A 19,116-nucleotide genomic window follows, 5' to 3' on the forward strand; every position below is an offset into this window, starting at 1 on the left:
CCTGCGTGGGAGCGGTTCCGCATGACCTCTTGACGGGTTTCTGGGACACCACTTGACTCTCGTTCTGCTGCCCAAATGACTAAGCCAGTACGAGAGTTGACCACCCCGCGTCCCGATGCCCGGCCGAAGGGAAAGTCATGCGCAGAGCCGCCCTGCTCGTCTCCGCCTCGCTCCTCGCGGGCCTGCTGCCGTTAGCCTCGTCGGCGGCCGCCGACGACGAGGCGCCGCCGCGGGTCAGCAAAGACGCCCCCTATCTCAACGCCAAGCTGCCGATCGAGAAGCGCGTCGCGGACCTCCTCCCCCGGATGACCCTGGAGGAGAAGGTCGGCCAGATGACCCAGGCCGAACGCGGCGCCGTCACCGACCAGAGCGACATCGCCACGTACGGCCTCGGCTCGATCCTCTCGGGCGGCGGCTCCACGCCCACGCCGAACACCCCCGAGGCCTGGGCCGAGATGATCAACTCTTTCCAGCGCACCGCCCTGTCCACCAGACTGGGGATCCCGCTGATCTACGGCGTCGACGCCGTACACGGCCACAACAACCTCGCCGGCGCCACGATCATGCCGCACAACATTGGCCTCGGCTCGTCGCGGGAACCCCAACTCGCGTATGAGGCGGCCAAGGTGACCGCGGCCGAGACACGCGCCACCGGCATCCCGTGGGACTTCGCGCCGTGTCTGTGCGTGACCCGCGACGACCGTTGGGGCAGGGCGTACGAGTCCTTCGGCGAGGACCCGGGCCTGGTCGAGTCCATGGCGACGGTCATCCAGGGCCTCCAAGGAGCGCCCAGCGGCAAGGACCTGAAGCGGAACGACAAGGTCCTCGCCAGCGCCAAGCACTTCGTCGGAGACGGCGGCACGGAATACGGCTCGTCCACGACCGGCACGTACACCATCGACCAGGGCGTCACCAAGGTCACCAGGAAGGAACTGGAGGCCGTCCACCTGTCCCCGTACCAGGATGCCGTGGACCGCGGTGTCGGCACGGTCATGCCGTCGTTCTCCTCGCTCGACATCGTCGGCGACGGCAAGGGCGCGGTGAAGATGCACGCCCGCGCGGACATGATCAACGGCGTCCTCAAGGACCGTATGGGCTTCGACGGCTTCGTGATCAGCGACTGGGAGGCGATCAACCAGCTCCCCGGGGACTACGCGAGCGACGTCCGCACGTCCGTCAATGCGGGCCTCGACATGATCATGGTCCCGAACGCCTACAAGGACTTCCACCAGACGCTGCTGGACGAGGCGAAGGCGGGCCGCGTCAGCGAGAAGCGGATCGACGACGCCGTCTCGCGCATCCTGACGCAGAAGTTCAAGCTCGGGCTCTTCGAGAATCCGTACGCCGACACCAGCGGGGCATCGAAGATCGGCTCGCCCGGACACCGGGCCGTGGCGCGTGAGGCGGCGGCCAAGTCGCAGGTGCTGCTGAAGAACGCGGGTGGCGTGCTGCCGCTGAAGAAGTCGCAGAAGGTGTACGTCGCCGGGTCCAACGCCGACGACATCGGCGACCAGTCCGGCGGCTGGACCATCAGCTGGCAGGGCTCGTCCGGTGACATCACGCAGGGGACGACGATCCTGGAGGGCATGCGGAAGGCCGCTCCGGGCTCCACGATCACGTACTCCAAGGAGGCCGCCGCCCCCACCTCCGGCCATGACGTCGGAGTGGTCGTCGTCGGCGAGACCCCGTACGCCGAGGGCATGGGCGATGTCGGCAACGGCCACGACATGGTGCTCAGCGCCGCCGACCAGGCCGCCGTGGACAAGGTGTGCGGCGCCATGAAGTGCGCGGTTCTGATCGTCTCCGGCCGTACGCAGCTCATCGGCGACCGGCTCGGCGACATCGACGCGCTGGTCGCGTCCTGGCTGCCGGGCACGGAGGGCGACGGCGTCGTCGACGTGCTCTACGGGAAGCGGGACTTCACCGGGCAGCTGCCCGTCACCTGGCCGAAGTCGGAGGCACAGCTGCCGATCAACGTCGGGGACGCGGCGTACGACCCGCAGTTCCCGTACGGATGGGGCCTGACGACGCTGAAGAAGGCGCCCGGCGGCGGTGCCGCGACCCTGAAGGGCCTCGCCGTCGCGGCGGCCGTGGCCGAGCGGACCGGGTCCGAGAAGGCGGGCCGCGCGATCGTCACCAAGGCGCGGCTGCTCGTGCAGCAGAAGATCGGCTCCGGGATCACGCAGACGGTCGCGAAGCCGTTCGCTGAGGCCGACCGGCTGCTGCTGACCGGGCGGTACGGGCAGGCGGTGGCGAAGCTGACGGCGGCGTACCGGGCCGCGTGACGGCGCGGCGGCGTGACACAGGGGGACGGTGCGTGCGCCCGGCGTGCACCGTCCACTCCACTTTGCGCCGCACAGGAGTAGCTTCGAAGGTATGAAGGCCGCACTGAACCGTGGACTGACCGTACTGGTGATCGCGTTCGCGGCCTTGGCGGTGCTCTCCGTCGGGGCTACGCGCGCCCATGCCGCCACGGACGTGTCGACGGTCGCGGAGGCTCTGAAGGAGAGCCCCGTGTACGTCGACCCGTCCATGTCCGGGCAACTGTCGAAGACCGACGCCGACGCCCTGGCCAGGGAGATCGAGGACGCCGACAAGCCGGTCTTCGTCGCGGTGCTCCCGGCCGACTTCCCGAAGCAGGACCTTTTCCAGAACCTGCGCACGGCGACCGGTGTCACGGGCCTGTACGCGATCCGGCTCGGTGACGAGTTCAACGCGAGGGCCGACTCCGTCGTCCTGCCGGAGAACGGCGTGCAGAACCTCGTCACCAGTGTCCGGGGCCAGGACACCGAGACCCAGCTCGACAACTTCACCGACCGCGCCCTCGCCAACGTCGGCGGCTCCGCCCCCAGCAGCTGGACCGACGGCGGCAGCGCTGACCCGACCGGCGTACTGATCGGAACCGGCGTCGTCCTCGCGGCCGGTGGTGCGGGCGCCTACACGCTCGTACGCCGCAACCGCCGCATGAAGGAAGAGGAGCGGCAGGCCGCGCTCGAGAAGCTCCGCGTGGTCGTCGACGAGGACATCACCGCGTTCGGCGAGGAGCTCGACCGGCTGGACTTCCACCCCGCCGAGAAGGGCGCGGACGACGCGATGCGCGCCGACTACGAGCGCGCCCTCGACGCGTACGAAGAGGCGAAGTCGTTCATGGCCTCGGCCCAGCGCCCCGAGGAAGTGCGCGCGGTCACCCAGGCCCTGGAGGACGGCCGCTTCTCGCTCGCCGTGCTCGGCGCACGCCGCGAGGGCCGCCCGCCGCCCCCGCGCCGCTCCCCCTGCTTCTTCGACCCGCGCCACGGCCCGTCGGTCGTCGACACGACCTGGACTCCCGACGGTGGCACACCCCGCGACGTCCCGGTCTGCGCCGCCGACCGCACCCGCCTGGCCGAAGGCCGCGACCCCGCCGTCCGCGAGGTCGACACCGACACCGGCCGCCGCCCCTACTGGGAGGCGGGCCCGGCCTACGGCCCCTGGGCCGGCGGCTACTTCGGCGGCGGCATCCTCCCCGGCCTCCTCATCGGCACATTGCTCGGCTCGATGATGGCCAGCCCGTCCTACGCGGCCACCTACGGCTCCGGCTACGGCGACTTCGGAGGCGGCGGCTACGAGGGCGGCGACGTCTCCGGCGCGGACTTCTCCTCCGGTGACTTCGGAGGCGGGTTCGGCGACGGTGGCTTTGGTGGGGGTGACTTCGGGGGCGGCTTCTGAGGCGTCCCGTAATCCCGTAAGGGGCAAGGGAAACGGGTCCGGCGCGGAGAGCGCCGGACCCGCATGCGTCCGTACGAGGCGAGTGTCGGCCGTACGAGGCCTAAGCCGGCCCCTTCGGTCGTACGAGGCGAATGTCGGCAGTACGAGGCTTACGCCGGGCGTTCGCTCGTACGAGGCTGACTCACGTCAGAGAGAAGCCGCCGCCGAAGCGATCGCCGAGGCGAACGCGGAGACCTCCGTGTAGACGCCCGGAGCGTTCGGCTGGGCGCAGCCGTCGCCCCAGCTGACTATGCCGACCTGGATCCAGTCACCGGCGGTGTCCTTGCGGAACATCGGCCCACCGGAGTCACCCTGGCAGGTGTCGACGCCGCCCTCCTCGAAGCCGGCGCAGAGCTCTTCGCCCGGCACGAGGCCGTTGTAGAGACCGCCGTACCCCTCACACGTGGCGTCGTCGATGAACGGCACGGTCGCCTTGAGCATGTACCGCTGCTGGCCCCCGCCCTGGGTGGCCGCGCCCCAGCCGGCGACGGTGAAGTCACCGGTGTTGTACTGGCTGTTGGTGGCGATCTTCAGCGTCGGCAGGTTGATGGGCTGGGCGAGCTTGATGAGCGCCCAGTCCTTGCCGGTGCCGTTGTAGCCCGGGGCTTGGAGGACCTTGGTGGAGCGGACCTGGACCCGGCCGCTCGTGCTCTGCAGGTCCACGACGCCGGCGGTGGCCGTGATGCTGGTGTTGTTGCCGGAGCCGTTCACGCAGTGCGCGGCGGTGAGCACGATCTGCTGGGTGTAGAGCGCACCACCACAGCCCATGGAGAGCCGCACCATGAACGGGAACTCGCCCTGCGCGGCGCGGGTTCCGCCCACGACGGGCGGGGTGGCGGCGCTGGCGCTGACGGGCTGCAGGCTGACGATCGCGAGGGCTGCGGCGCCGAGAACGGCACATCTCTTGAACGCCTTGAGGAGCTTCTTCAACGTGATGCCTTCCGTGGGGGGTTGGGCACTGATGTTGAGAGTTGATGTTGGGGGTCGAATGACATCCGTGGATGTCAGGCACATGCCAAAGAAGTAACAGACGATCGCACCTTCAACGGCATGAGCTGGGGATTTCTGTTGGAGGATTATGAGAACGCGGTGCACGCCACCACAAGGCACGAATTCCGGCCACGCGTGTCCGAATCCCGGGCGGGGGCGCCCCGTTCGATCGCACGCCCCCGCCGACCGCTCAACTATCGCCGGGCCTACCGCTCACGAAGGCGGCCCAGGACGCGTGGTGAGCGTGGCGAGTTCGCCCAGGACTCGGGCCGCCGGCGCCGGGTCGACCAGCCACTTCAGGTGACTGCCCTCGAGAGTGCGGACGTCGTACGGGTTGTCCGGCGTCAGCTCGTTGCCCTCGCGGATCAGCCGGTCCTGCATGGCGAGCGGCATGCTCGCGTCGTCGGCGACGCACCCGTACTCGGTGGTGCCCGCTGCGTCGAACAACACGTAAGTCCACTACCCGGGGCTGACGTCCCGGGCTTGCTGCTCGGGTCATCACTGGCGGTGATGAGGCCCGGCTGCGTCCAGCTCTCACGCGATGAGGGTGAGAGCAGGGGCCTGTGATTCGGCCCCGCGGACCCACGCCATCCAGCCGCGATCGGCGATGTTGTGGGACGCGTTCAGGTCGGCGTGCTCAACGAAGCCGCAGGACCTGCAAGTGAAGACGGCCTGAGAGGGCCGGTTGCGTTTGTCGACGTGGTGGCACCGGGAGCATTCCCGGCTGGTGTTCGCCGGGTTGACGTGCACCAGCGGGACGCCGGCGCGCTGGGCCTTGTAGGCGATGAAGGTGCCGAGCTGGCGGAAGGACCAGGAGTGCAGCGTGACGCGTTGGGGCTTGCGTAGCCGTGCCCGCTCGCGGATGCCCGTGAGGTCTTCCAGGGCGATCCCTTGTGCGGTGCGTTCAGCCTCCGCCACGATGCTCTTGCTGATCTTGTGGTTGATGTCCCGGGCCCGGCGTGCTTCCTTGCCCGCGTGCTTCCTCGCCCGCCGCTTGGCGGACTTGGTGTTCTTCTTCTGCAGCTTGGAGCGCAGTTTGCGGTCCGCCTCGCGGCGCCGGTTCATGCGTCGTCCGCAGTGGCGTGTGCCGGTGGAGGTGGAGGCGATGTTCACGATCCCCAGGTCCACGCCGAGGAACCCCGCCGGGTGGGTGTTCGCCCTGGCCTCGGGAATGTCGCAGGTCGCGATCAGATACCACTGGCCGTCTCGGCGCAGCAGGTCCGACTCGCCCTTGCGGTGTGCGGCCAGGACGGCGAGCTGGTCGTCCTGGCCGGTGAAGGCGAGGTTCTTCATGCGGCCGGTCGTGGTCCAGATCGACACCGTGCGCTCGGGTATCTGCCAGGACAGGCAGCGGTCGTCGTAGGGCTGGGCCGCGTCCTTGCGGAAGGTGATCGGTTTGCCGGTGGCCTTGGTGTGCCGCTTCGAGCCGGGCTTGCCGAGGTTCCCGGCCTTCAGGTTCGCCTTCAGCGTGGTGTAGGCGTCGGCGACCTTGCGCAGCACGTGCAGGGCGGGCTGCGCGGACAGACCCCGCGCCTTCAGCTCGCCGTAGGCCATCGCCTGCAGCCGGGCCCGGGAGGTCACCTGGTGCTCGTACGCCTGGGCGGACAGCCGGTTGGCCGCCTCGTTACAGGTGTGCAGGGTCGCCTCAAGTGCCGACGCCTGCTCGGGCGTCGGCAGCAGCTTCACCTGCACCACCAGCTTCACAATCCCGAACTGTAGTGCGACAACCACACACACGACTGCCGTTCGCTCACAGGTCACCACCACCAGCGACCCGCGGGACGGTTGTTCGCATGCCACTGCTCCATCGGGCGGCCGACGGGCGGCGCACTGTTCGACGACGTTGGTCACATGGGCGGCAACGCCGGAGTCGCAACGCCCCGACTCCGGCGGCCGGTCGCTCCCACGGCGAGGGCCAAACCCACGAGTCCGGCACTCACCCACAGCGGCGACCGATAGCCGAACCCCGCCCCGATCACGACCCCACCGACCCACGGACCCACCGCGGCACCGACATTGAACGCCGCCGTGGTGAAGCCGCCCGCCAGGGTCGGCGCGTCAGCCGCCGCGTACAGCGCCTGAGTGATCAGCGTGGACCCGACGGCGAACGAGAGCGCGCCCTGAACGAAGGCGAGCAAGACCGCGGCCACCGGATTCCCCGCTGTCAGCGCGAAGACACCCCATCCGACCAGCAGCGCCACCCCACCGACCACAAGGAGCGGCACGGGCCGGCCATCGGCGATCCGCCCCCCGACGCTCACCCCCACAAACGACCCCAGCCCGAACAGCGCCAACACGACGGGCACCCAAGCGGCCCCGAGCCCGGTGACCGAGGTGACCACCGGTGCGAGATAGGTGAACGTGCAGAAGGTCGCCCCGTTCACCAACGCACCTAGAAGCAGCGCCAGTTGAAGCCGAGGCCCGCGCAACGCCCGTACTTCCTGGCGCACACCGACACGCGCGACGTCGGGAACCCCACCCGGCACGGACCGCAGAATCGCGAACAGAGCCGGTACGGACAGAACGACCACGGCCCAGAAGGCCGACCGCCATCCCCACATCTGCCCCAGCAAAGCCCCACCGGGAACCCCCGCCACACACGCGACGGGCACGCCACTGAGCAGCACGGACGTGGCCCGCCCCTTTTCCTTCGCGTCGACCATCCCGATGGCCGTCACGACAGCGACGGCAAGAAACCCGGCGTTGGCCAAGGCCCCCACGACTCGGGTGACCAGCAGCACGCCGAAGTCACTGGTGACTGCCCCCACCACATGGGCAACCAGAAAGGTCCCCAGAAACCCCAGCAACGACCCACGCCGAGACCACCGCCGACTCACGACGGCCATCAACGGCGCCCCCACGATCATCCCGACAGCGAACGCCGAGGTCAGCGATCCGGCAGCCGGAACGGACACGCCCAGATCCCGCGCGATGTCCGGCACCAGCCCGGACAACATGAACTCAGAAGTCCCCTGAGCGAAGACAGCAAGCCCCAACAGATACAGCCCAAACGGCATGAAAAACTCCGCACACCCGAAAACGAACACGGCCGACGGCACGGCGTTCCGGCGACGGTGAGGGGTGACGTGGATCGTCGATCTTTGACCGCTGATCGCGAAGCTTCAGTCCAACATCCCAAACAGCCACCGGAGAGCCGGTGGCCGGAGTCTTGACGCCTCAGGACTGGACATGAGGGGCAGATTAGTTACGCCCGCTGCCCCCGGTCCACTCAATTAACGCCGGGTCCGCCGCTCACGAACGCGGCCCAGGACGCGGGGGCGACGGTGAGAACGGGGCCGGTGGGGTTCTTGGAGTCGCGGATGTGGACGGCGGAGGGGTGGGTGGCGACCTCGACGCAGTTGCCGCCCTCGTCGCTGCTGTAGCTGGACTTGCGCCAGGCGTAGGCGACTTCGAGGCAGTCGCCGCCTTCGTTGCTGCTGTAGCTCGACTTGAACCACGCCAGATCGTCCGAGATCTTGCGCGGTCGTGCTGCGGCGTTCATCAGTCTCCTAGCAGTTCCTTCAAGAGGCGGATGCTCTCGGTGGTGGAGAGGGCCTGTGACCGCAGCATTCCATACTTGAGGTGATAATCGCTGACCTCGTCGGGATCCTCTACGAGGAAGCTGGCACGCTGCACTTCCAGGTAGACCAGGCGCTCGTGTTCGGGTGTTTCCAGGAGAGTCATGGGGCCCGCGAGCCCGGCGTGCGGCATCCGATCCATGGGCATGATCTGCACGCTCATGTGGATGGGTTCGGTGTACTCCAGGATTTGGCGGATCTGCTCCCGCATTACTTCCGGACCGCCGACCTGCCGCCGCAGGATGCTCTCCTCCAGGACGAAGTGGCCCACCGGTGGTCGATCCCTCTGCCAGATCAACTGCCGTTCCATTCGGGCGTTCACCCACTGCTCGGCCGTCTCGCTGCCGAGTGCGGGGTAGCGGGAGTCGAAGGCGGCGAGGCAGTATTCCTTGGTTTGGAGCAGCCCCGGCACCATCTGGGTCTGGTACGAGAGGATGCAGACCGCCTCCTGCTCGTGATCCACCAGCCCCTGCGCGAATTGAACGATCCGCTCCCGCACCGGAAGCTTGGCCACCAGTACCGCCAACACCCCACCCGTCCCCAGCAGTTCATCGAACTGCTCCGCCCGGTCGGGTTGCAGCGCCAACCTCCCCTGCTCGATCGACGCCACCGTGTCCACATGCAGGTTCGCCAACTCGGCGAGCTGCTCCTGTGTGAGGCGGGCCTGCTTCCGGCAGTGCGCCAGCACCGCACCGACCGCCTGCCACGAACCGACCTTCTTGGGCTTCTTCGCCACGGGCATGAACGTCCCTTTCCCCCGTCGACCGCCGAACTCCTCGTAGCGCCCCCGTAGCAATCGGAACTACGGATTCACTCACTGCATAACTGTAGTGACCCCCTGTGACAGTCGCCGTATGGACGCACAACCCCAACTCCTCCACGCCCGCGAGGCGTTCTACCGCCGCGACCGCCGATCGGCACGCCTGGCCCGCGAGTTCACACGCGAGGCCCTGACCGACTGGGGCACGGCCGAGCGCAGCGACGACGTACTGCTCTGCGTGAGCGAACTCGCCACCAACGCCGTCCTGCACGGCGTACCACCCGGCCGCGGCTTCCGCCTCCAACTGGCCTTGGACACCGCTGGAGTCGTACGCATCGAAGTCCACGACAGCGGACCGGGCGAGGTCCGGCCCCCGGACCCGGACACCGAGGCGGAGGACGGCCGAGGCCTCCTGCTCGTTGCCGCACTCGCGGACAAGTGGGGGGTTGGGGAGCGGGACCCCGGCAAGGTGGTGTGGTGCGAGTTCGCGGTACGCAAGAACGACGTCCCCGCGTCCAACGGCCGCCCCACAGCCGGACCTTGACGAAAAGCACGTGCCCCGGTGGCGGCAGGGCACGCAGACTGGACCGGTGATCGACATCACCGAGGAACTCGTGCGCACCTTGGTCTCGGACCAGTTTCCCGAGTGGAGTGACCTTCCGGTCGAGCCAGTGTCACGCCAGGGCTGGGACAACCGGACCTTCCGGCTCGGCGAGCAGCTGGCCGTACGCCTACCAAGCGCGGAAGGGTACGTGGCTGCCGTCGAGAAGGAGGACCGGTGTCTGCCCGTCCTGGCCGGGCACCTGCCGCTGCCCGTACCGGAACCGGTCGCCGTAGGCCGCCCGGCGGCGGCCTACCCGTTTCCCTGGTCGGTACGGCGCTGGTTGCCGGGAAACACGGTCGAGGCGTCGACGGACATCGACCGAACCCGGCTGGCCCGCGACCTCGGCGGCTTCCTGACCGCTCTACGCCAAGCCCCTGCCCGGCAGGGCCCGGCCGCCGGGGTCCACTCCTACTTCCGCGGCTGCCACCCCAGCGCCTACGGAGATCAGGTCGAGACCGCCCTCGAAATGCTCAAGGGAGTCGTCGACGTAGCTGCCTGCGAGGCGGTCTGGGCGAGCGCGCTGACCTCGGCCTGGCCCCTGCCACCGACGTGGTTCCACGGCGACGTCGCCGTCGGCAACCTGCTTGCCACCGACGGCGCCCTGTCCGCCGTCATCGACTTCGGCACGTCCGGCGTAGGCGACCCTGCCTGCGACCTCATCATGGCCTGGACGTACTTCGAGGGCGATGAGCGCAAGGTCTTCCGCGAGGCCACCGGCCTCCCCGACGACACCTGGCGCCGAGCCCGCGGCTGGGCCCTATGGAAGGCACTGGTGACCATGGCCGGCCTGTCCAGCCCCGACCCAGAGGGCTTCCAGAGCCAGGTGCTCATCCGGGTACTCGAGGACCCGGTCGTTGACTGACGCACGCCCAGTGCTGTGACCGCGTAGGTTCGCCGGATCGACAATCGGCACATCCCACTCCCACCACACGGACCGCGAGGAGCTCTGCATGGACCATCAGGACGTCGACGCCGCCGTGGCAGAGATGCTGCGGGTGCTCGGCCCCCATACCGCCGAGGACTGGACGGTGCCGGCGGGGCCGCTCGAATGGACCTGCTGGCAAACAGCAGCCCACATTGGCCACGACCTGCTGGCCTACGCAGGGCAGCTGGCAGCACAGCCCGCCGACGCCTACCTTCCCATCGACCTGAATGTCCGCTCCACTGCCTCGCCGGCCGAAGTGCTCCAGGCCGTCACCGCCTGCGGCGGACTGCTCAGCAGCGCCCTGGCCACAGCCAACCCGACCCTGAGAGCCTGGCACTGGGGCCCGTGCGACCCCGAAGGGTTCGCGGCGATGGGCGTCGCCGAAACCCTGCTGCACACCTACGACATCACGCAGGGACTGTCCGTGGACTGGCTGCCACCAGCACCGCTGAGTGCAGCAGTACTCAGCCGGCTCTTCCCCGCCGCCCCGCCCGGAGACCCCATCCAGGTACTCCTCTGGTGCACCGGCCGCGGAGAACTCGACGGCCTCCCTCGCCAAACCTCATGGAGGTGGGAAGCAGCACGATCGGACTGATCGAGCTGCCCCCGCACGAGGAAGGGTGACGGACTCTGCTGGCCGTCGTTAGGGAAGTGTATTTCCGGGAAACGTACTTCCCTTAGTCCCGCAGGAGACGACTATGCGCCGGCCCACCCGCAACCTGCCCAAACCCCCCGACATGTTCGACCGCGACCGGGAATGGAGCGAGCTGACCGCCTTCGCTGTCGACGAAGGCCCGGAGGCGACCATGGCCGTGGTCTCCGGGCGGCGACGACAGGGCAAGTCGTTCCTGCTCGACTCGCTCGCCAGGGCCGCCGGAGGTTTCTACTTCTGCGCCTACGAGGCCACTGAGGCCGAGTCGCTCCGCCGCTTCGGGGAGGAACTCGGCCAGTACACCGGCAGCATCGCCCCCATGCGCTTCGACCGCTGGGAGCAGGCCATCGACGCGCTGCTCGCACTGGGCAAGGAACGGCCCCTTCCCGTCGTCATCGACGAGTTCCCGTACCTCGCCAGGGCAACGCCCTCGCTGCCCTCCATCGTGCAGGTCGCGTACGGCCCTCGACGCCCGGAGCGGCTCCAGTCCCGCGCCCGACTCCTCCTCTGCGGCAGTTCCCTCGCCTTCATGGGCAAGCTGCTCAGCGGTACGTCGCCCCTCCGGGGCCGGGCCGGGCTCGAACTCATCGTCCAGCCGCTGGACTTCCGCCAGGCCGCGGCCTTCTGGGGCATCGACGATCACCGTCTCGCGCTTCTCGTGCACAGCGTCGTGGGCGGAACCCCCGCCTATCGGAGGGAGTTCGTACGCGACGACGTCCCCGCCGACCTGGATGACTTCGACGCCTGGGTCTGCCGTACGGCCCTGTCGCCCCGTTCCCCGCTGTACCGCGAGGCCCGCTACCTCCTGGCCGACGAATCGGATCTGCGGGACCGGGCCCTCTACCACTCCGTACTGGCGGCGCTCGCCTCGGGTAACGCCACGGCGGGCGGTATCGCCGGCTGCCTGGAGCGCCCCACCAGCGACATCACCCACCCCCTCACGGTCCTCCAGGACTGCGGACTCGTACGCCGCGAAGTGGACGCCTTCCGCAAGAACCGCAGCGTCTACCGGGTGGGCGAGCCGCTGATCGCCTTCGACCACGCCATCTCACGACCGAAGCTCCCGCTGCTGGACCGGGGCTTGGCGGAACAGGTCTGGGAGACCTCCCGAGCCCGCTTCCTCTCGGCCGTCGTCGGCCCGCACTTCGAACAGATCTGCCGCGAATGGGTCGCCCACTTTGCCGCACCGGAGACCTTCGGCGGCATGCCGATCGATGTCTCGTACGGCACGGTCCCCGATCCGGCGGCGCAGACGAGTCACGAGATCGACGTGGTGGTACGCGGCGCCGTGGGCCAGGACAACGGAGTACTGCTCTCACTCGGCGAGGCCAAGTGGGACCAGGTCATGGGCGTCGGACATCTCGACCGCTTGCGTCACGTCGAGTCCCTGCTCGCGGGGCGCGGAATCGACACGTCAGCCGTGAGGCTCACCTGTTACAGCGGTGCGGGCTTCACGGATGACCTGCGAGCCGCTGAGACCAAGGGTGAGGTGGTCCTGGTGGATCTGCAGCGCTTGTATGGAGGGGAGTAGTCGCCGATGTCGCGCCTATAGGACGGAAGTTGTCCTACTGCCGCCATACATTGCCACTCATGGACACTCTCGACGGCCTGGAGATCAAGGTTTTCGGCAGCGCGGAACAGCTGGACGCCTGGCTCAGCGCTCATGCCGGGCTTGAGCGCGGCATCTGGCTGAAGGTCGCCAAGAAGGGCTCCGGCCGGACGACCGTCACTGCGGCGGAGGCCCTCGATGTGGTCCTCTGTCATGGGTGGATCGACGGTCAGCGTCGGCGCCATGACGAGACGTACTTTCTACAGAAGTACACTCCGCGCCGGCCGCGCAGCGAGTGGTCCATGGTGAACGTGCGCAAGGTCGAGGCACTCACAGCGGCCGGGCGTATGCGGCCCCGTGGGCTCGCGGAGGTGGCGGCGGCCAAGGCGGACGGGCGCTGGGCGGCCGCGTACGAGTCGCAGCGGAACGCCACGGTTCCGGACGATCTGGCCGCCGCGCTGGAACGCGATCCCCGCGCGAAGGATGCCTTCGAGCGGCTCGGCAGGACCGGGCAATACCAGGTCATGCTGGGGCTGTTGAGGGCCAGGACTCCGGAGGTCAGGGCTGCTCGGCTGGAGAAGGCGATCACCGAGCTGGGATCAGCCGGGCGTCAGGGTGGCCCGGGTCCAGGGCGGCCGGGGCCGGGGCCGGACAGACCCTAAGGCCGACCAGCCCCCGTCCAACGCCGAAAAGCCCCGGTCAAGCGCGCTGTCCAGCCTTCGTCCTGCCCGTCATCCTTGGTGTCCGGCGCCTCCTTCGCGTACTTGATGAGCTGGGAGAAGTCGATCGCTCCGGGGTCCCCGTGGTCGTTCTCGGGGACATGCATGTGCCCGCAGACCCCTTTGAAGTCGTTCCACTCCCCGCCGCTCATCCGCTGCCCGCCCTCGTTCCCGTACGACTTCGGGTAGGCGGGCCACTTCTTCGGACCGGACAGGGGTACGTCGTGCTCGGTGTGCATCCAGGCCAGGAAGCGGGCGACGCCTTGCAGGGCCCAGTCGGGGGCCTTCGGCCAGTAGATGTGTGACTGGCCCGCCTCCTCCCACTTGGCGTGGGTGCTCGGGTCGCAGGTGCCGACGAGTTCGAGCTGGCAGACGTTGAGCGCGTTCGTCTCCACGCCGCCCGACTCGTTGACCAGGGCGCGGGACGAGGTCTCGATGTCGAAGTGCTGGTACCAGCGCAGCTTCTTGGCTGCCAGGTCCGGCACCGCCGTGAGGTTCGGGGCCGAGGCTCCGCCGCCGTAGTCCGGCAGGGTGCGGCCCTCCGTGGTGTGCAGGACTACGGTGTTGACCTCCATCGCGTCGCCGCCGTACTCGTCCTGGTACCAGTGCTTCCGGCTGGCGTAGGGGTAGCGCTGCGGTCCCGTCTTCGTGCTCAACTGCTTCTCCTGGAACTGGACTTCCCTGGACTCCCCATGCCGGGTTGCCAGGAAGGTTCATGGTGCGTCAACAGCCGCATTGGGTACGGCTGTTGCACGTTACGCACACAAAAAGGTCGCAGGAGTTCCGCCCGGCAGGCCGGCCCAGAGCGGCGGGCCGTGACGGGACGTGAGCAGGGACAGACCCCCCAGGGATCAGCCGGCGTTCTTGATCGCCGAGATGTCGAAGTTCAGCTTGATCTTGTCCGAGATGAGCACGCCGCCGGTCTCCAGCGCCGCGTTCCACGTGAGGCCCCACTCGGAGCGCAGGATCTCCGCCTTGCCCTCGAAGCCGACGCGCTCGTTGCCGAAGGGGTCCTTCGCGGAGCCGTTGAACTCCAGGTCGATGGAGAGCTGCTTGGTGGTGCCGAGGATCGAGAGGTCGCCGGTGATGCGGTAGTCGTCGCCGCCGAGGGACTCCGCCTTGGTGGAGCGGAACGTCATCGTCGGGAACTCGTCCGTCTTGAAGAAGTCGGCGCTCTTGAGGTGGCCGTCACGGTCGGCGTTGCCGGTGGCGATGCTGTCCATCTTGACGTCGATGGTCGCGGTCGAGCGGGACGGGTCGGTGCCGTCCAGGTACAGGCTGCCGGAGAAGTCGTCGAAGCTGCCCTTGACGTTGGTGACCATGGCGTGCCGGGCGACGAAGCCGATGGTGCTGTGGGACGGGTCGATGGTGTAGTCGCCGGTGAGTGCGGACAGGTCGGCGGCGGGGGCGATGGCGGTGACGCCGGTGTCCTTGTTGCTGAAGAGACCCATGACTGGCTCCTTGGGGGACGAGCCGCGGCTCTGTACCGAGGCTGGTTTAATCTTCAACGAGGTGCGCAAGGGATGTATTCCGGGTCTCAGGAAGCATCAGGAAGCATCAGGAAGTATTTCGAGCCCCATGCGGACAGGCCCCCTGCGGACAGGCCCCACGTGGACATGCCCCACGCGGACATGAGAGTCGCGGGGTCGCTCGTTCGGGGCACGTTGAACCGTCGCTGACCTCGGACGCCGGACCGGCCGGTTCCGGTCCTCACCAGGTCATCTCCCGCCCCGCTTCCGCTCGTTGACCGGCTCAATCCCGGTCACGGGTCTAGGGAGAGGCCGTGCGACGCGCGTACGCTGATGTGGCATGGGGGAGCTACGGGCGGACTGGCGGTTGAGGCTGCGGCGCGGGGACGCGAGCGGTCCCGTGTGTGGTGCGGGCGTGCTGATCGATCCGGACATCGTGATGACGTGTGCGCACGTGGTGCGTGACCCGGACGACGTCATGTGGGTGGAGTTCGCCGAGAACCGGGAGATCGAGCCGGTGGCGGCGCGAGTCGCCGAGGGCGGCTGGCTGCCCGGTGCCGACGGACAGGGCGAGGACGTCGCGTTACTCCGGCTGGAGAGCCCGCGCCCGCAGGCCCGCCCCGCCACCCTGGAATCCCGGATGTGGGCCGGACTCCCGGTGTACGCCACGGGGTACGCGAAGGGGTTCGAGGACGGCATGGCCCTGCACGGCACGATCGGCGGGGTGAGCGGTGAGTGGGTGCAGGTGGACGCCGTTCATCGCAGGGGGGTCGTCCGCCGGGGCTTCAGCGGCGCCGCCGTGTGCACCAGGCCGGACGAGCGGAACTCTCCCCGGGTGGTCGGGCTGATCGTCAGCTGGCGTGGCGACATGGGAATGCCGCTGCCCGACGACAACCGGCTGGCCTTCTCGTATCTCATCCCCGTCGAGCGCATTGCCGAACTGTCGCCCAGGGTCAAGGAGTTGGTCGGTCCGGGTGCCTGGAACCAGGGCTTCGAGGACCGGCTGGGTACCTGGTTCGAGGGCCCCGACGAGGAGCCGGTGAAGATCACCGTCGTGCCGCCGGACAGCGGCAAGGCCCGCCCGCTGCGGTTCTTGCTGAACCGCGCCGAGCTGCGCTACCAGGGCGGCCGCTCCAGCAGACCCGCACTGGCAGACCGCGCCCTGGATTACATCGCGTACACGCCTGGACGAGAGTATCTGGCGTACTGGGACTGGCTGCTCGGCACCCGGCGCAGTCCGGGCGCGGTGAGGCTGCGCGAGCCTGAACATCCCGTCGTCGCGGTCGACGGCATGGACCAGAAGCTCAAGCCACAACCACCCGTTGTCGCCGTCGACGGCCTGGACCAGGAGCCCGACCCCCGGCCGTTGATAGAGCTTCTGGACAGGCTGCGCAGGGTGGGCTTCAGGCTGCTGATCGTCTTCCGTGCCGAGGGCGGCACCGGCTGGACGGCGGCCCGCGACGTACTGCTGGCGCCCGCGCTCGAGGAGCACGCGGACCTGCTGCTCACCCGTCTGAACAAATTCGAGGTCGACCACGCGGTCAAGGACGGCGTGGTCAGCAGCGGCTCGCTGGGCTCGGAGTCCTTGGTGGTCGATCTGCGTCGTACCGAACGCCGCGCGATCGACGGCATCAGCGATCCGCAGGAGCGCCTGAAGCGGCTGCGCAAGCTGATCAAGAGGCTGCGCACGGACCTCAGCTTCTATAGGCGCGCGGACCTCCGCTCCCACGGAGGACCGGTATGACCTCCTGCCCTCACCGCCGCTTCACCGGCGCCCCGTGCGGCGGCGCCGTCCTGCCCACCGGCTACTGCGCCGAGTGCGGTCGCGCCGCGGAGAACGACCAGGGCCTGCCTCAACTCCCCGAGAAACCCATGGAGTTCGGCCCCCGGGAGCTGCTGGCCCTGCCCGAACACGAACCGCGGGCCCCCGAGGAGCGCCTGATCAGCGCCGAGGCCCCGCTGCGTATCCGGATGACCTGCTCCAAAGCGGAGTGCGGCATCACCTTCGCCCCGCCCTACACCGAGGGCCCGGTGCCGATAGAGGGCTACTGCCCGGCCTGCGACACGCCCTACTCGTACCGGCCCGAACTGACTCGGGGCGCTGTGCTGGGCGACAAGTACGAGATCATCGGGCCCATCGCGCACGGCGGCCAGGGCTGGGTCTATCTCGCCCGCGACAACAACCTCCGCGACTGGGTCGCCGTCAAGGGCCTGCTCAACCGGTACGAGGAGGACGGCCCCAAACACGCGGACGTCGAGCGCCGCAATCTCGTCGCCATCCGCCACCCCCGCATCGTCCAGATCCGCGACTTCGTCAGCCACCGCGACACGTCCGGCAAGGTCACCGGCGGCTACATCGTCATGGACGACGTAGGCGACCGCACCCTCCAAGCGGTCATGGAGGAGACCCGGCGAGGGGAGTACGTGCTCGACATCGAGGATGTCGCGGCGTACGGCTGTCAGATCCTCGAAGCGCTCGGCCATCTGCACGCCGGGGGCGAGAAGCAGTTCGTGTACGGGGACCTGAAGCCGTCCAACGTCGTGCACCACAAGGACGGCGTCAAGGTCATCGACCTCGGCGGGATGCGCGAGCAGGGCCAGAGCGAGCCGCCCGCCCACGTCACCCCCGGCTACCTGGCGCCCGAGTCGGAGAACACCACCACCCTCACCGTCGCCCATGATCTGCACACCGTCGGCGTCACCCTGCGCGAACTGGCCACCTATGCCGTCGGTGACGACGTACCGGGGCTCGGCGCCGCCTCCTTCCACTGGGTAGTCGAGCGCGCCACCCGTAGGGATCCCGGCCGCCGCTTCGCCGACGCACAGGAGATGGCCGGCCAATTGCGCGGCGCGCTGCGCGAGATCCGGGCCCTGCGCGGCAAGACCGACCCGCCCGAGCCCTCCGCGTACTTCCGGCCCTCCGCCCAACTCCTCGGCGCACGGCTCGGCACCGTGCCCGGACTCGACCACTGGCTGGCCCGCCCGCGCCGCGACCGACACAGCCCGCCCACCGCGCCCGCCCTGGACCTCGGCGCGCCCACACCCACCGAGATCGCCCGCTATCTTCCGCTTCCGCGGCGCTATCCGGGCGATCCGCAGACCAGCCAGTTCGAGATAAGCAGTGGCTACGACCCCGGCAAACTCCTGAGCCAGGACACCGAGAGACCCACCTCGGTGGAGATCTGCCTGCACAACGTACGGGTCCTGGTGGGCCGGGACGGCAGGGACGACCTGGAGCGCGCTCAGGAGGAACTCGATACCGCCGACTCCATCCCCGGGCCCCGGGCCGTACGCGACTGGCGGCTCCAGTGGCACCGCGGCCTGATCGCGCTGCGCCGCGCCGATCTGTACGACGATCCGCGCCAAGTCGCCGAGGCCCAGGAGCACTTCACCGAGGTCCGCTTCGACCTGCCCGGCGAGTATGCGCCGAAACTGGCGCTCGCCTACTGCCTGGAAGCGCTCAGCGAGGCGGCCAGGGCAGGAGCGGGAGTGGGCGGGGGCGCCGAGCCCACCGCCCGGCAGCTGTACGAGTCCGTACTCGCCCGAAACCGCTCGCACGGCGGCGCCGCCCTGGGCCTGGCCCGGATCGCGCTGCGCGCCGGCGACCGCGCGGCCGCCCTGGACGTGCTCGGCCGGGTCCCCGTTGGCTCGCTCGACCACACCGTGGCCGCCATCGCCGCCCTGCGCGTCCGGGCCGCACGGCTGCCCGCCGGATCGCACCCGCTGCCCGCCCCCGCCGACGTGGACGCCGGCCTCGACGAGCTGAAGCGCGCCGGCGAGCAGGCGCCGGGCGCCTCCGAGCTGCGGCTCTCCGAGGACGAGGCGTTGCGGCTGCGCACCGAGCTGTACGAGTGGAAGCTCGACGCGCTGTACGCACGCGGCGACCGCCTCGGGCCGCGCCGCCCGCTGTCGGCCGCGGAGCGCGACGTACGCGAACAACTGGAGCAGCACTACCGGCAATTGGCCGTACGTCACCAGGACTCGGCCGCCGCGCACGAGCACCTGGTCGACCTGTCCCACGCGATACGACCGCAGACCCTCGTCTGACCCCGGCCCGACCCCGCACAGGCACAGCGACAGCCACAGCCGAAGCACACACAAGCGCACCAAGCCGAAGGAGCGCTGG

General features: G+C 69.0%; 15 protein-coding genes and 2 pseudogenes. 9 read left to right on the plus strand and 8 right to left on the minus strand.

The features are described 5' to 3' along the window. Positions 1-242 precede the first annotated feature (242 nt). Together G6048_RS14260 and G6048_RS14265 are read left to right on the plus strand one after the other, a co-directional pair. Positions 243-2,285: pseudogene (locus G6048_RS14260) on the plus strand (glycoside hydrolase family 3 protein); the annotation flags it as partial. A 91-nt stretch (positions 2,286-2,376) separates the two neighbouring features. Next, positions 2,377-3,705, plus strand: coding sequence for a hypothetical protein (locus tag G6048_RS14265; RefSeq protein ID WP_165339893.1), 1,329 nt, complete (start codon positions 2,377-2,379; stop codon positions 3,703-3,705). A gap of 186 nt (positions 3,706-3,891) precedes the next feature. On the opposite strand, the gene G6048_RS14270 is transcribed toward G6048_RS14265, so the two are convergent. From G6048_RS14270 to G6048_RS14295, 6 genes and pseudogenes are all read right to left on the minus strand, one after another. Beyond that, a complete protein-coding gene (locus G6048_RS14270) occupies positions 3,892-4,674 on the minus strand; it encodes a S1 family peptidase (RefSeq protein WP_165339894.1) in 783 nt (260 codons plus the stop codon). A gap of 273 nt (positions 4,675-4,947) precedes the next feature. Beyond that, positions 4,948-5,154 (minus strand): annotated as a pseudogene (locus tag G6048_RS14275) (alpha/beta hydrolase); the annotation flags it as partial. 114 nt (positions 5,155-5,268) lie between these two features. Beyond that, a complete protein-coding gene (locus tag G6048_RS14280; RefSeq protein ID WP_165339895.1) occupies positions 5,269-6,438 on the minus strand; it encodes an RNA-guided endonuclease InsQ/TnpB family protein in 1,170 nt (389 codons plus the stop codon). Between the two features lie 143 nt (positions 6,439-6,581). Next, complete coding sequence (locus G6048_RS14285; RefSeq protein WP_165339918.1) at positions 6,582-7,751, minus strand: Cmx/CmrA family chloramphenicol efflux MFS transporter; 1,170 nt, start codon at positions 7,749-7,751, stop codon at positions 6,582-6,584. A gap of 212 nt (positions 7,752-7,963) precedes the next feature. Next, positions 7,964-8,236, minus strand: a complete 273-nt coding sequence (locus G6048_RS14290; RefSeq protein ID WP_165339896.1) for a DUF397 domain-containing protein — start codon at positions 8,234-8,236, stop codon at positions 7,964-7,966. Continuing rightward, positions 8,236-9,054 (minus strand): helix-turn-helix domain-containing protein, encoded by an 819-nt coding sequence (locus G6048_RS14295; RefSeq protein WP_165339897.1) that lies wholly within the window; start codon positions 9,052-9,054, stop codon positions 8,236-8,238. Before G6048_RS14295 ends, G6048_RS14290 begins: the two co-directional genes overlap by 1 nt. Before the next feature lie 112 nt (positions 9,055-9,166). On the opposite strand from G6048_RS14295, the gene G6048_RS14300 reads away from it, so the two are divergent. The 5 genes from G6048_RS14300 to G6048_RS14320 all read left to right on the plus strand — a co-directional run bounded on the left by G6048_RS14300 (position 9,167) and on the right by G6048_RS14320 (position 13,464). Further along, complete coding sequence (locus tag G6048_RS14300) at positions 9,167-9,616, plus strand: ATP-binding protein (protein WP_165339898.1); 450 nt, start codon at positions 9,167-9,169, stop codon at positions 9,614-9,616. Between the two features lie 46 nt (positions 9,617-9,662). Then, a complete protein-coding gene (locus G6048_RS14305; RefSeq protein WP_165339899.1) occupies positions 9,663-10,538 on the plus strand; it encodes an aminoglycoside phosphotransferase family protein in 876 nt (291 codons plus the stop codon). Between the two features lie 88 nt (positions 10,539-10,626). Further along, positions 10,627-11,196, plus strand: coding sequence for a maleylpyruvate isomerase N-terminal domain-containing protein (locus G6048_RS14310; protein ID WP_165339900.1), 570 nt, complete (start codon positions 10,627-10,629; stop codon positions 11,194-11,196). Between the two features lie 103 nt (positions 11,197-11,299). Further along, on the plus strand, positions 11,300-12,784 hold the full coding sequence (locus tag G6048_RS14315) for an AAA family ATPase (RefSeq protein WP_235989793.1): 1,485 nt from the start codon (positions 11,300-11,302) through the stop codon (positions 12,782-12,784). Positions 12,785-12,843: 59 nt separating this feature from the next. Then, complete coding sequence (locus G6048_RS14320) at positions 12,844-13,464, plus strand: YdeI/OmpD-associated family protein (protein WP_165339901.1); 621 nt, start codon at positions 12,844-12,846, stop codon at positions 13,462-13,464. Here G6048_RS14320 and G6048_RS14325 read toward each other — a convergent pair. After that, positions 13,461-14,177: a hypothetical protein gene (locus G6048_RS14325; protein ID WP_235989794.1), complete on the minus strand. Its 717-nt coding sequence runs from the start codon at positions 14,175-14,177 to the stop codon at positions 13,461-13,463. The genes G6048_RS14320 and G6048_RS14325 overlap by 4 nt on opposite strands. A 195-nt stretch (positions 14,178-14,372) precedes the next feature. Continuing rightward, on the minus strand, positions 14,373-14,972 hold the full coding sequence (locus tag G6048_RS14330) for a YceI family protein (RefSeq protein WP_165339902.1): 600 nt from the start codon (positions 14,970-14,972) through the stop codon (positions 14,373-14,375). 358 nt (positions 14,973-15,330) lie between these two features. Here G6048_RS14330 and G6048_RS14335 point away from each other — a divergent pair, with 358 nt between their 5' ends. Then, on the plus strand, positions 15,331-16,734 hold the full coding sequence (locus G6048_RS14335; RefSeq protein WP_165339903.1) for a S1 family peptidase: 1,404 nt from the start codon (positions 15,331-15,333) through the stop codon (positions 16,732-16,734). Further along, positions 16,731-19,037, plus strand: a complete 2,307-nt coding sequence (locus G6048_RS14340; protein ID WP_165339904.1) for a tetratricopeptide repeat protein — start codon at positions 16,731-16,733, stop codon at positions 19,035-19,037. The genes G6048_RS14335 and G6048_RS14340 overlap by 4 nt, the downstream gene beginning before the upstream one ends. The last annotated feature ends 79 nt before the right edge of the window (positions 19,038-19,116 follow it).

Source organism: Streptomyces ureilyticus, assembly GCF_011045025.1.
Lineage (GTDB): Bacteria > Actinomycetota > Actinomycetes > Streptomycetales > Streptomycetaceae > Streptomyces > Streptomyces ureilyticus.

What these genes read in the sequence shown, in the direction of transcription:
- G6048_RS14265 (WP_165339893.1), top strand. Translation starts at nt 2,377, where the DNA reads ATGAAGGCCGCACTGAACCGTGGACTGACCGTACTGGTGATCGCGTTC.
- G6048_RS14285 (WP_165339918.1), bottom strand. Translation starts at nt 7,751, where the DNA reads ATGCCGTTTGGGCTGTATCTGTTGGGGCTTGCTGTCTTCGCTCAGGGG.
- G6048_RS14290 (WP_165339896.1), bottom strand. Translation starts at nt 8,236, where the DNA reads ATGAACGCCGCAGCACGACCGCGCAAGATCTCGGACGATCTGGCGTGG.
- G6048_RS14295 (WP_165339897.1), bottom strand. Translation starts at nt 9,054, where the DNA reads ATGCCCGTGGCGAAGAAGCCCAAGAAGGTCGGTTCGTGGCAGGCGGTC.
- G6048_RS14300 (WP_165339898.1), top strand. Translation starts at nt 9,167, where the DNA reads ATGGACGCACAACCCCAACTCCTCCACGCCCGCGAGGCGTTCTACCGC.
- G6048_RS14310 (WP_165339900.1), top strand. Translation starts at nt 10,627, where the DNA reads ATGGACCATCAGGACGTCGACGCCGCCGTGGCAGAGATGCTGCGGGTG.
- G6048_RS14315 (WP_235989793.1), top strand. Translation starts at nt 11,300, where the DNA reads ATGCGCCGGCCCACCCGCAACCTGCCCAAACCCCCCGACATGTTCGAC.
- G6048_RS14320 (WP_165339901.1), top strand. Translation starts at nt 12,844, where the DNA reads ATGGACACTCTCGACGGCCTGGAGATCAAGGTTTTCGGCAGCGCGGAA.
- G6048_RS14330 (WP_165339902.1), bottom strand. Translation starts at nt 14,972, where the DNA reads ATGGGTCTCTTCAGCAACAAGGACACCGGCGTCACCGCCATCGCCCCC.
- G6048_RS14335 (WP_165339903.1), top strand. Translation starts at nt 15,331, where the DNA reads ATGGGGGAGCTACGGGCGGACTGGCGGTTGAGGCTGCGGCGCGGGGAC.
- G6048_RS14340 (WP_165339904.1), top strand. Translation starts at nt 16,731, where the DNA reads ATGACCTCCTGCCCTCACCGCCGCTTCACCGGCGCCCCGTGCGGCGGC.